Source organism: Oryzihumus sp. (genome assembly GCF_036391795.1).
Classification (GTDB): Bacteria; Actinomycetota; Actinomycetes; order Actinomycetales; family Dermatophilaceae; genus Oryzihumus.
The window spans coordinates 18,029-30,525 of the sequence record NZ_DASVZH010000028.1 but is presented as its reverse complement, the minus strand read 5'-3'; the positions used below and the strand labels follow the sequence as shown (position 1 = coordinate 30,525).

The following is a 12,497-nucleotide window of genomic DNA, read 5'->3' as shown; positions in this document are numbered from 1 at the left end:
CGGTGTTGCCCGGGGACAGCTGCCCGCCGGGACCCTTGTAGCCGGCGGCGGCGTCGGTGCTGCTGGCGCTGTCGGTGCTGGTGTAGTCCGCCGCCTGGAAGATCGGCGAGGCCACGGTGCGGCCGACCACGTCGGTGCCGTTCAGGGCGTAGCCGTTGTTCGTCGAGAAGACGACGTTGAGCGGGATGATGTCCGTGGCCACGGTCGAGGCGCTGTTGGTGCTGGGGTTGGCGCCGACCATGTTGTAGCCGTACGTGACCCCGTTGGTCGGGTCGGTGAAGGACCCGTTCCAGTGCGGGACCGTCTTGTCGGTGGCCAGCGGTGTCGCGCCGCCGGCCTCGGTGAACTCGGCGCCGGCGGGGTCCATCACCGGCAGGGTCGACGCGTCGGACGCGAACGCGGCCGGGGCCGCCCCGACGAGGGCGACGGAGGTGGCCACTGCCGCTGTGAACGCCGACAGCTTCGCGAGTCTGTGCATGAAGTTCCTCCCCTGAGCCACCGCTGGTCCCGGTGGCACCTGAGTGCCACCACCCGTGCGTGGTGTCACGTCGCGGAGCCTGCCCTCTCGCAGGCAGCGGGAGAAGTGCCTGACCGTCGGTTCACAGGCTGCGGAGCGAAATTTGACCATGTCTTTGACGTCGCTTGACCATCAGCCCAGAGCGGCCGCAGCCGCCGGGGGGCAAAGGTCTCAGAGGTCGTCCGCTGGTGCCGATGGTTGTGGTTGTGCCCTTGACCTCGCTCCTCAGGAGACTGACACCGCCCCGCGGCGATGCTGCGGCGGTGCCTCCGGCCTGCCTGGACTGCCGGGGTGGGGTGCATGCAGGCTGCTCCGGCTGGTGCGCCTGCGCGATGGGCGAGCACGGGGCGCCGATCGAGCACATCGTCGTCGACCTCGGGCAGCCGGCCGAATAGCCCATCACCGACCCAGGGCTGGGCGACGGCAGCGGACGCCTGGCCGACGCATGGCTCGGGGACCGCGGGAGGTCGTCACGGCACAGGGTCATCGGCGAGGATCGCTGGCATGTGGTCGTGGATGAGGACAGGTCCCCGGTGGTCGCGGCACCCGGCATCCCGGGTCCTTCACGCCCTGGACTGGCTGGCGTCGCGACCCTCGATAGCCGTGACCGTGGTCGCGCTGGACCTGCTGTGGGTCATCTTCTCGGCGCGCTTCGAGTTCCCGACCCGGTTGGAGTCGGTGTTCCAGACGATGGTGGCCGCGGTGACGTTGGCCATGGTGTTCGTCATCCAGCACACCCAGTCCCGTGAGCAGGCAGCGACGCAGCGCAAGCTCGACGAGATCCTGCGTGCGCTGCCGGCGGCGGACAAGTCGATGATGACGCTCGAGGCGGCGCCGGACGACGAGCTGCGCGCGGCGGCAAGGACGCACCGGGACGTCCGGCAGGAAGCCCGGCCCGAGTAGCCCAGCCCCGGGACCGGTCGGCCCGCCGGGGGACACGACCCCGCTCGACCGAGCAGGGGGGGTGCCGGGAGCGGGGCCGTGCCACTACTCAACGTAGGCCTGCGCGGTAGCCACTCGGAGGACAAAGGTCCGCCGCTGGCGGCCTCGGACGGGTGCCGCCGCGCCTGTCCTGCCGCACGTAACCGTCCGGGGAGCGCGGTCGTTGGGCCGGTGGGTCGTACGCAGCGCCTGCCAGGGCCGACGGTGCGCCCACCAGGGACAAGGAGCCTTCCGTGCCCAGCACACGCAGACCTCAAGGATCCGACGGCGTATCGCGCCGGGCCCTCCTCCTCGGCGCGGCGGGCGCCGGCGTGGCCGGTGCCCTTGCCCCGGCCCTGACGGCTGGGCCGGCATACGGTGCTGGCGCCGACCTCTCCGGGATGCCATCGGCGGACCAGCTCTGGCAGTGGCAGCGGCAGCTGGTCGCCTTCGGCACCCGCTACACCGGCAGCCCCGGACACGGGCGCTTCGTCGACTGGCTGGCCGGGCAGTTCTCGGCGGTTCCCGGTTTCACGCTCCGTCGTGACCGGCTCACCTTCGACCGGTGGCTGGCCCGCGCATACTCGCTGTCGCTGACCCAGCCCGCGACGACGGGGCCTTCGGGCCCGGTGCCGCTGACCTACTACTACCCGTACTCCGGCACGACCCCGGAGGCCGGCGTCACCGGACGGCTGGTCGACCTGGGCACCTACACGCCGGCCACTCCCGGCTCCTCCGGCACTGGCTACACCCCGGAGTTCTGGGCCCCGGCCAAGGGAGCCATCGCGCTGGTCCGGACGCCGCCGTCGACGTTCTCCCTGGCCGCCGGCCAGACCGCCACCGGGGGCTACGAGCCGGGGCGCACCTCAGCCGAGGCCGCCGCCGACTACGAGCGGTATGCCGCGCTGGTCACCAACCCCGCCTGGCAGGGGATCTTCGCGGCGGTGCCCCTGCTCGACGCGCGGAACGCCGGCGTCCGGGGCGTCGTGTGCGTGTGGACCGGGATGCCCGATGAGGAGGTCGCCAACCAGTACAACCCGTTCATCACGCCCTACCCGTCCGTATCCGGGCTGCCTGCTCCCGGCGACCCGGGCTGTCCGGCCGTCTGGGTCGGCGACGACACCGGTCAGGCGCTCTCCCGCAGCGCAGCGACCGGCGAAGCGACGGCGACCCTGCGGCTTACTGCGGACATCACCACGCGCGCGGCCACCGACACGGTCTGGGGGACGCTGAAGGGCTCGGGAGGCACGGGGGAGAGCCTGGTCGTCAACACCCACACCGACGGCCCCAACGCCACCGAGGAGAACGGTGCCCTCGGCATGCTGGCCCTGGCCAGGTACCTCTCGGGTCAGCCGCGGCGGCGCGACATCCACTTCGTCATGGTGACCGGCCACTTCCAGCTCCCGCAGTTCACCCGCACGATCCCCGGCGCCCGGCCCGAGGTCGGCAGCGACGCCACCAGCGTCTGGCTGACCGACCACCCCGACCTCTACCCGCACGCGGTGGCGGGCGTCACCGTCGAGCACCTTGGCTGCACCCGGTGGGGCAACGACCCGGTCACCGGCGACTACGGCGCCCTCGGCGGATACGACTGGGGTGCGACGTACACCACGCAGCGTCAAGGCTCCCTGGCGCCGGTGAACCTCGAGGAGCAGGCCTATCTGCAGGCGGTGCGCCACACCACCGCTTCGGGGTGGACCGAGGCCCCCGTGGCGACCCTGCGGCCCGGTGCGGTGCCGCTGTACCTCGGTGAGGGGGCACCTCTGTATGCCGCGGGCCTCGGCACGGTCTCACTCATCCCCGCGCCGCCCTACCTCCTGCAGGCAGGAGACCCCGGGCGCCCGGAGCTGCTCGACCTCGACAAGCTCGACAAACGCCTCATGTACGCGCAGGTCCTCACCCTCGCCAGGACCATCCAGGCACTGGACCAGGCACCGACAGGCGCTCTCTGAACGGCGATCCCACCTGTTGACGACACCCCCGCTCGACCTGCGCGCAGGGGGAGCGCGGGAGCGGGGGTGCCCTTTTCCGGCGCCCTTCGGAAGGGGGAGTCCGACGCCGGAAGCCGCGGACGTTACGCCAGGTTCCTGAGGGCGTTGGCCCGACCCCTCCATGGGCGTGGGTCGGCGACGCACCGTCGGCGCTGGGGACAGCGCCTGTCCGGGTTACGTCGGGGCGAAGCGTGCCCGGAGCGCCTTCTTGTCGAACTTGCCGACCCCGGTGCGGGGAATGGCGTCGATGACCTGGACGTGGTCCGGCAGCTGCCATCGGGCGAAGCCGGCCTTCTCGAGGTGCCGGCGCACGTCGTCGACGGTGACGGAGACGCCGTCCCGCGGGACGATGCACGCGAGGGGTCGTTCCTGCCAGCGTGGGTCGGGCACCGCGATGACCGCGGCCTCGCAGACGCCGTCCATCGCCATGATGGCGGCCTCCATGTCCACGGAGGAGATCCACTCGCCACCCGACTTGACCAGGTCCTTGGCCCGGTCGGCGATGACGAAGTAGCCCTCCGGCGTGCCGATGGCGATGTCGCCGGTGACGAACCAGCCGTCCTCGGTGAACTGCTGTGCGCTCTCCCCGGAGAGGTAGGAGTCGGCCACCCACGGGCCGCGGACGAGCAGCTCCCCGAGTGAGGTGCCGTCCCATGGCAGGTCCTGGCCGAGCTCGTCGCGGATGCACACCTGCACACCGGGAAGGGGCAATCCCGCCTTCGTGCGGACCTCGTCGGTGAGCCGGTCCGCGGACCACTGGCCCATGTGCTCCTTGGGCCAGGCGATGCTGGCCAACGGGGAGGTCTCGGTCATGCCCCAGCCCTGCAGGATCGTCAGCCCGAACTCGCGGCGATAGCGCTCGATGAGCGCGCGCGGCGGCTGGCTCCCACCGCACATGATGTGCCGCATCGCGGGCAAGGACTCGCCCCGGCCGGCCAGCTCGTCGGCGACGGCAAGCCAGACCGTCGGGACACCGCCGGTGATGGTCACCTGCTCCTCGGCCAGCAGGTCCACGAGGGCCCCGGCGTCGAGCTGCCCACTGAGGAACACCTGCTTGGCGCCGGAAGCGGTGGCGGCATAGGGCAGCCCCCACGCGTTGGCGTGGAACATCGGCACGACCGGCAGGACGCTGTCCCGCGGCCCGACAGCCAGGCCTGAGGCGGAGCAGACCGCCTGGGAGTGCAGGAAGGTCGAGCGATGGGTGTAGACGACGCCCTTGGGGCGACCGGTCGTGCCGGAGGTGTAACACAGTCCCAGAGGCGCGTACTCGTCGATCTCGCGACGGGGGTAGGTCGTCGGCTGCCCGGCAATGAGCTCCTCATAGGCGACCACGCCGGACAGTGAGGTCTCGGGCACTGTTGCGCCGAGGACGATGATGTGGTCGACGGTGGCCAGGCCGCCCAGGGCGTGCACCTGCTCCAGGACCGGCAGCAGGTCCGGCTCGACGAGCACGGCGCGGTCGTCGGCGTGACCGATGATGTAGGACAGGTCCTCGGCGGAGAGCCGCACGTTGCAGGTGTGCAGGACCCGCTCCGTGCAGGGGACGGCGAAGTAGGCCTCCAGGTGCCGGTAGCCGTTCCAGGCCAGGGTGGCTACGTGGTCACCGCGGCCGAGGCCGAGGCCGTCCAGCGCGTGCATCAGCTGGTGAGCTCGTGCGCTGAAGTCCGCATAGGTGTAGCGGTGCACGCTCCCGTCGACGCAGCGGGTCACGATCTCGGTGGTCGGGAAGTGCGCCGCCGCGTGGTCGAGCAGCAGCCACGAGTTGAGCTGGACGTCCATCATCGCCATGGCCGCATCCTTGGCGCTGGCTCTGGCGGCCGACCACGGAGAGTGTCTCCACAAACGTGGGGGAAACAGTGGATGTGCGGTCCATACCCCCGTGGCCCGGCGCTTCCTAGGGTCGCTGCAGCGCAGCCGACCACGGGGAAGGAAACAGTGCCCAGCACCGACGATGCGATCCTGGCGACGCACGCACTTGCCAAGGACTTCAACGGTTTCCGCGCCGTCGACGGCGTCGACCTGAGGGTTCGCCGTGGCACGGTGCACGCGCTGGTGGGTCCCAACGGTGCCGGCAAGACCACCTTGTTCAACCTGCTCACCGGCTTCCTGCGCCCTTCCGAGGGCCGGATCGACTTCGACGGGCACGACATCACCGGCAAGCCGCCGGAGCGCATCGCCCGGCTCGGGGTGACCCGCTCGTTCCAGGTGAGCAGCCTGTTCCCCCAGGTCTCCGCGGTCGAGCACGTCGAGCTGGCCCTGCAGTCGGGCACGAGCCTGGGTCACCGCTTCTGGGTGTCCGACCGGCGCCTGGACCGGTTCCGCGGCCGCGCCATGGACCTGCTCGCCGAGGTGGGGCTGGAGCGCCAGGCGGCCTCGCCTGCGGGCGTCCTGCCCTATGGCCAGAAGCGGGCGCTGGAGCTGGCGCTGGCGCTGGCCCTGTCTCCGCGCCTGCTGCTGCTCGACGAACCCACCGCGGGGATGGGCGTGGAGGACGTCGAGCGGACGGTCGAGCTGATCGGTCGTGTCCGCCAGGACCGCACGGTGGTGATGGTGGAACACAACATGTCTGTGGTGTCCTCGCTGGCCGACCGGGTCACCGTGCTGCAGCGCGGCACCGTGCTGGTCGAGGGCCCTTACCAGCAGGTCAGGTCCGACCCGCGGGTCATCAGCGCGTACCTGGGAGAGCCCGTTGCTTGAGGTCAGCGCCCTGAGCGCGTACTACGGACAGGCCCGAGCCCTGGCCGAGGTCAACCTGCGGGTGGAGCAGGGCGAGGTGGTCACCCTCGCCGGCCGCAACGGTGCGGGCAAGACGACGTTGCTGCGGTGTGTGATGGGTCTGCACCCTGCGGTGAGCGGGCGGGTGCGGTTCGCCGGCGGCGACGTCTCACCTCTGCCTGCGCACCAGCGTGCCCGGCGCGGGCTCGGGCTGGTCCCCGACGACCGCGGGATCTTCGCCGGCCTCAGCGTGGAGGAGCACCTCACCCTCCCGCCGGTGGTCTCTGCGTCGCCGTGGACCCTCGCGCGCGTCTACGAGACCTTCCCGGCGCTGGAGCAACGGCGGCGATCGCCCGCGAGCAAGCTCTCCGGCGGTGAGCAGCAGATGCTCGCGCTGGCGCGGGTCCTGCGGATGGGTGCGCGGATGCTGTTGTGCGACGAGCCCACCGAGGGGCTGGCCCCCATCGTCGTGAGCCAGATCGCCGACATCCTGCGCGCGGTCAAGGACGAGGGCGGGACCGTGCTGCTGGTGGAGCAGAACCTGCACTTCGCCCGCACGGTCGCCGACCGTCACTACCTGCTGAGCCAGGGCCGCGTCGCGGCCGAGCTGACCAACGCCGAGATGGGTGCCCGGGAGCACGAGCTCCTGGAGCACCTCGGCCTGTAGAGCGCATCACCACACAAGGGAGACACAGGATGCAGCGCAAGACACTGGCCGTCCTCGCGGCCATCTCGGCCGGCACGCTGCTCGCCGGATGCGGCGGGGGCGGCCCCTCGGGCTCCAGCGGCAGCAAGCTCAGCGACGGCAAGGTGGTGCTGGGTGTGCTGACCGACCTCTCGGGGGTGTACTCCCAGATCGCCGGCCAGAAGACCGTGGCCGCGGTCCAGATGGCGGTGGACGACTACAAGAAGAAGTACGGCAGCAAGGCGGTCGCCAAGGACATCTCCGTCGTCTCGGCCGACCACCAGGACAAGCCGGACGTGGCGAACAGCCAGGCCCGCCAGATGTACGAGCGGCAGAACGTCGACGCCATCTTCGACGTGCCCACCTCCTCGGCGGCGCTGGCCGTGGCCAACGTGGCCAAGTCGGACAAGCGGATGTACTTCAACATCGGCGCGGCGACGACGGCGCTGACGGGCAAGGAGTGCAACAAGTACAGCTACGGGTGGGCGTACGACACCTACATGCTGGCGAACGGCACGGCCAGGACGGTCACCGAGAACGGCGGCAAGAACTGGTACCTCATCTACCCCGACTACGCGTTCGGGCAGGACATGCAGGCCAAGTTCACCTCGGCGATCCAGTCCTCCGGCGGGAAGGTGGTGGCCAACGACCCGACGCCCTTCCCCAACGACAACTTCTCCACATTCATGCTCAAGGCGCCGACCCTGAACCCCCAGCCCCAGGTGCTCGGCGCGATGCAGGCGGGCGGTGACCTGGTCAACGTCGCGAAGCAGTACCAGCAGTTCAAGCTCAAGGACAAGGGCATCAAGCTGGCGATCGGCCTGATGTTCGACAACGACATCAAGTCCATCGGCGTCGACACGCTGGCCGGCACCCAGTTCACCACCGCGTGGTTCTGGAGCCTGGATGCGCGCTCCAAGGCGTGGGCGGACGAGTTCAAGCAGCGCACCGGTGAGCGGCCGAACTTCGACCAGGCGGCCAACTACTCCGCGGCGACGCAGTACCTGGAGGCGATCCAGCGGGCCGGCACGGACAGCTCGGACAGCGTCGTCAAGCAGCTGGACGGGATGAAGTTCGACGACGTCTTCGCCCGCAACGCCAAGGTGCGCTCGCAGGACCACCGGGTGGTCCACGACGCCTACCTCGTGGAGGTCAAGAGCAAGGCCGACCAGAGCGAGCCCGAGGACTTCACCAAGCTGGTGAAGGACATCCCGGCTGACCAGGCCTTCGCCCCGGCCTCGTCCGACTGCCACCTGGGCTGACCGATTCCCCGCGGTCTGCTGCGTCCCGCCCTGTCGGGACGCGGCAGACCCGGCGGAGAACAAGGAAAGGCAACGTGACCGGATTCCTGCAGCAGGCCTTCAACGGCCTCGTCGGCGGCAGCTTCTATGCCCTGCTGGCCCTGGGCCTGACCGTCATCTTCGGCATGTTGAGGGTGGTCAACTTCGCCCACGGCGCGCTGTACATGCTGGGCGCCTTCGGTGCCCTGGTGCTGACCGCCGCCGGGGTGAGCTTCTGGGTCGCCCTGGTGGTGGTCCCGATCCTCATGGGCGTGCTGGGCGCGCTGGTCGAGCGTTTCCTGGTCCGCCACCTCAGTGGGCTCGACCCGTTGTACAACTTCCTGCTCACGTTCGGCCTGGCGCTGGTGCTGCAGGACGCCGTCCGGGCGAAGTACGGCGTCCAGTCCCAGCCGTTCGACCATGGGCCGTTCCACGGCTCGGTGAACCTGGGGCTGTTCACCTTCCCCGCCTACCAGGTCTTCGTCCTCGTCCTGTCTGTCCTGCTGTGCGCCGGGGTGTGGCTGGTGCTCTCCCGCAGCCGGGTCGGCACGATCATCCGGGCGGCCACCGAGCGGCCGGAGCTGAGCCGGGCGCTGGGGGTCAACGTGGGCCGCTGGGTCACGCCCGCCTTCGGTTTCGGTGTCGCGCTCGCCGCCCTGGCGGGCGTCCTGGCCGCACCGACCCGTGCCGTGAACTCGGCCATGGGCGCCGACCTGATCATCGTCGTCTTCGCTGTGGTCGTGATCGGTGGTCTGGGCTCGGTCTTCGGCTCCGTCCTGGCCGGCTTCGTGATCGGCATGGTCCAGGCGCTGGGCAACCTCTACGTGCCCGCGCTGTCCCAGACCCTCGTCTTCATCCTCATGGCGGTGGTCCTGCTGGTCCGCCCCGCTGGGCTGTTCGGCACGGAGGAGCACGCATGACCCTCACCGTCCTGCGCGCACTGGGCCGACGTCCGGCCTGGGTCCGCTACGGCCTCCTGCTCGTCGGCCTGGTCCTCGCCGCTGCCCTGCCGTGGACGTTGTACCCGCCCGTGGCCACGGACATCCTGTGCTGGGGGCTGTTCGCCGTTGCCGTGGACCTGCTGCTCGGCTTCACCGGGCTGCTCTCCTTCGGGCACGCCGCCTTCTGGGGCACCGCGGCATACACGACAGGACTGATCGCCCTGCACAGCGGACTGCCGTTCTACGTCGCCGTCCTGGGCGGGGCCGCCGCCGCGGGAGTCCTCGCGGTGCCCATCGGCCTGCTCTCCGTGCGACGGACCGGCATCTACTTCGCGATGGTGACGCTGGCGTTCGCCCAGACCATCTACTACGTGGCCAACCAGTGGCGCGACGTCACCGGCGGGGAGAACGGGCTGCAGGGGATCCCGCGGACCCTGCCCGGCATCGACCTGTCCGACTCCTTCCTCTTCTACTACGCGGCCCTTCCGGTGATCCTCGCCGGCCTGTATGCCGCGTGGCGCGTGGTGCACTCCCCGTTCGGTCGGGTGATCGTCGCCATCCGGGACAACCCCGCCCGCGTGCGCGCCCTGGGCTACCCCGTCAGCCGCTACCAGCTCGTCGCGTTCGTCATCTCCGCGACCCTCTCCGGTCTCGCCGGTGGGGTGTTCGCCGTCAACCAGGGCTTCGTCGCCCTCGACGCGCTGTACTGGACCACCTCCGGGCAGGTCGTGGTCATGACCGTGCTCGGCGGCATCGGCACCCTCTGGGGGAGCCTCGTCGGCGCGGCGCTCGTCGTCCGGCTCGAGGACTGGCTCTCCACGGCCGGCTTCGAGGAGGTCGGCCTGGTCACGGGCGCGATCTTCATCGTGGTCGTGCTGGTCTTCCGGCGCGGCCTGTGGGGGACCGCCACCCACTGGCTGCGCAGCGGCCGCCGCGAGACGAGCGAGCAGGCGCCACCAGTCCAGGACGCCCCCGCCGGCAGGGCAGCGGAAGTCGCACCCGAACCGCGGTGATCGACAGCACGGAGCATCCACCCGCAGGCACCCGCAGGTGGATGGATCCCACACCGTCCATGCCTCACACGTGGAGTCTTTCTCCATGGACGGGAGCCGTCGCACAGGCGTATCCCTAGGGAAACGACCACGGGGGAGAGGGGAAGGCAACCGCGTGCCCATGTCGCCGTCCAGGCCGGAGGCACCTGGAGCAGAGCTCGACAGCGTGCTGGACCTCTTGCTCGCCGAGGCGCCTGAGCGAGCCTTCGAGGCCCTGTCGAGCCGTCTGCCCGACGGCCACCCGCTCGTGGAGAAGGCGATGCGCCTGCGTGGTGTCCTGGAGCAGCACCGGCGGCGCGAGGCCGAGCTCGCTGCCTTGTACGAGACGGCCGGCGACCTGTCCTCCACCCGTGACCTCGAGGCGGTGCTGCAGTCCATCGTGCGCCGCGCTCGGGCCCTGCTGCACACGGACGCCGCCTACCTGATGCTCCACGACGAGGAGCGCGGGGACACCTTCATGCGTGTCACCGACGGCATCCGCACGACCGAGTTCCAGACCGCCCGGCTGGACATGGGCGCCGGACTCGGGGGCCTGGTCGCCAAGAGCGGGGTGCCCTACAGCACCGCGGACTACTTCGCCGATCCCCGGTTCAACCACACCGTTGACGACGTTGTCGGCCTCGAGGGCCTCATCGCGATCCAGGGCGTCCCGTTGACGCGGGCCGGCCGCGTGATCGGCGTGCTCTTCGCGGCGAACCGTCGCGCCCGTCCGTTCAGCCAGGAAGAGGTCGCGCTGCTCATCTCGCTGGCCAACCATGCCGCGATCGCCATCGAGAACGCGTCCCTCTTCCAGGAGCTTCACCGCGCCCTGAGCGAGCTCACCCATGCCAACTCGGTGATCAGGGAGAACAGCCTGTCGGTCGAACGGGCCGCCGCGCTGCACACCAAGCTCACGACCATCGTCCTCGAGGGCGGCGGGATGCCGGATGTGGCCGCGACCGTGGCACAGGTCCTGGATGCCAGCCTGGCGGTCTTCGACCCTCGCGGGCAGCAGGTGTGCGCCGCCGGGCCGGTGACGCTCACCTCCGACAGCGCCCCCGACGCCGGGGCCTGTCCGGTCAGGGCCGCGGTGCGTCAGGCGTGCCGGGAGAGCACCGCCCGCCGGCGCACCCACCGCCTCGCGGTCGACGGCCTGCCGTCCCTGTGCGTCACCCCGATCGTCGCCGGCACGGACGTCCTGGGTGTGCTCGTCCTGGCCCGCGATGGGCTCGATGACTCCGACGTGCGCTCCCTGGAACGCGTCGCCCTGGTCACCGCCCTCATGCTCCTCAACGAGCGCAGCCTCACCGAGGCCGAGCACCGGATGCGCGGGGAGATGCTCGACGACCTGCTGAGCCCCCGGATGGAGGACGTCGACGGGATCCGCCGACGCGCCGCGCTGATGGGACTGGTCCTGGACCAACCGGTCACCGTGCTCGTGGCCCGCGGACGGACCAGTGACCTGCGCCGGCTGCTGGTCGAGGAGGCGGCCTCGGTGGCCCACCAGAACCAGGGGATCGTGGCGGAGCACGCCGGCTCGACCGTGCTGCTCCTGCCCGGCGACACCGATCCCGGGGCGCGCGCCCGAGACCTGAGCAGCCGGCTCTCGCACACCTCCGGCGTCCCCGTCACCGTCGGGGGCGCTGCCTGCGCCGGAGGGGTCCCCGAGGTCGCCGCGGCGTACCGGGACGCCGCCCGGTGCCTGGAGGTGCTGTTGACCCTGGAGCGGGACGGGCAAGGGGCGTCCCCGGCCGACCTGGGCATCTACGGCCTCCTGTTCAACCAGAGCGGGCGCGAGGAGCTCGAGCGCTTCGTGCAGACCCAGATCGGGCCGCTGCTCGACTACGACCAGCAGCGCCACAGCGAGCTGGCCCGGACGCTGACCACGTACTTCCAGTGCGACGGCAACCTGGCACGCACCTCGGCGGCCTTGTACGTGCACGTCAACACGCTGTACCAGCGTCTGGACCGCGCGACGCAGCTGCTCGGTGCCGGGTGGCGCACCGGCGACGGCGCCTTGCAGGTCCACCTGGCCCTGAAGCTGCGGCAGGTGCTGTCTGCGTCGTGAGGCGCACCGGTCAGGGCGAGCAGGGCGGTGGGTGACCTGATCATCCGCGGCGGCTACAACGTCTACCCGCGCCAGGTCGAAGAGGTCATCTACGAGCACCCGGCCGTCGCCGAGGTGGCGGTCGTCGGCATACCGCACCCGACCCTGGGGGAGGAGATCGGAGCGGCCGTCACCCTCAAGGCGGGCACGACGGCCACCGCAGAGGAGCTGTCCAGCTTCGTCAGGGAGCGTCTCGCGGCCTACAAGTACCCGCGGCACGTGTGGTTCCTGGACGGCCTGCCGAAGAACGCCACGGGCAAGATCCTCAAGCGGCAGATCACGCCGCCGGCGAACGTCGCCCGCTGACGG

At 70.7% G+C, this 12,497-nt stretch carries 10 protein-coding genes and 1 pseudogene; 9 read left to right on the top strand and 2 right to left on the bottom strand.

All coding sequences use genetic code 11. The features are described 5' to 3' along the window. Window positions 1–478: hypothetical protein (locus VF825_RS01280; protein WP_331109300.1), on the bottom strand; the 478-nt coding region annotated here is incomplete at its 3' end. 291 nt (window positions 479–769) lie between these two features. On the opposite strand from VF825_RS01280, the gene VF825_RS01275 reads away from it, so the two are divergent. Then, complete coding sequence (locus tag VF825_RS01275; RefSeq protein ID WP_331109298.1) at window positions 770–1,420, top strand: low affinity iron permease family protein; 651 nt, start codon at window positions 770–772, stop codon at window positions 1,418–1,420. A 272-nt stretch (window positions 1,421–1,692) separates the two neighbouring features. Then, window positions 1,693–3,390: a hypothetical protein gene (locus VF825_RS01270; RefSeq protein ID WP_331109296.1), complete on the top strand. Its 1,698-nt coding sequence runs from the start codon at window positions 1,693–1,695 to the stop codon at window positions 3,388–3,390. Window positions 3,391–3,603: 213 nt separating this feature from the next. On the opposite strand, the gene VF825_RS01265 is transcribed toward VF825_RS01270, so the two are convergent. Further along, complete coding sequence (locus tag VF825_RS01265; RefSeq protein WP_331109294.1) at window positions 3,604–5,217, bottom strand: long-chain fatty acid--CoA ligase; 1,614 nt, start codon at window positions 5,215–5,217, stop codon at window positions 3,604–3,606. Between the two features lie 147 nt (window positions 5,218–5,364). Here VF825_RS01265 and VF825_RS01260 point away from each other — a divergent pair, with 147 nt between their 5' ends. From VF825_RS01260 to VF825_RS01230, 7 genes and pseudogenes are all read left to right on the top strand, one after another. Further along, the gene (locus VF825_RS01260; RefSeq protein WP_331109291.1) at window positions 5,365–6,126 is read left to right on the top strand and encodes an ABC transporter ATP-binding protein; all 762 of its coding nucleotides are present in this window, start codon (window positions 5,365–5,367) and stop codon (window positions 6,124–6,126) included. Then, complete coding sequence (locus tag VF825_RS01255; protein WP_331109289.1) at window positions 6,119–6,811, top strand: ABC transporter ATP-binding protein; 693 nt, start codon at window positions 6,119–6,121, stop codon at window positions 6,809–6,811. Before VF825_RS01260 ends, VF825_RS01255 begins: the two co-directional genes overlap by 8 nt. A gap of 29 nt (window positions 6,812–6,840) precedes the next feature. Then, window positions 6,841–8,091, top strand: coding sequence for an ABC transporter substrate-binding protein (locus VF825_RS01250; protein WP_331109287.1), 1,251 nt, complete (start codon window positions 6,841–6,843; stop codon window positions 8,089–8,091). Between the two features lie 74 nt (window positions 8,092–8,165). Next, window positions 8,166–9,029, top strand: coding sequence for a branched-chain amino acid ABC transporter permease (locus VF825_RS01245; RefSeq protein ID WP_331109285.1), 864 nt, complete (start codon window positions 8,166–8,168; stop codon window positions 9,027–9,029). Continuing rightward, window positions 9,026–10,063, top strand: coding sequence for a branched-chain amino acid ABC transporter permease (locus VF825_RS01240; protein WP_331109283.1), 1,038 nt, complete (start codon window positions 9,026–9,028; stop codon window positions 10,061–10,063). Before VF825_RS01245 ends, VF825_RS01240 begins: the two co-directional genes overlap by 4 nt. 205 nt (window positions 10,064–10,268) lie before the next feature. Then, window positions 10,269–12,149, top strand: a complete 1,881-nt coding sequence (locus VF825_RS01235) for a helix-turn-helix domain-containing protein (protein WP_331109281.1) — start codon at window positions 10,269–10,271, stop codon at window positions 12,147–12,149. A gap of 33 nt (window positions 12,150–12,182) precedes the next feature. Further along, a pseudogene (locus VF825_RS01230) lies at window positions 12,183–12,494 on the top strand (AMP-binding enzyme); the annotation flags it as partial. Between the last annotated feature and the right edge of the window lie 3 nt (window positions 12,495–12,497).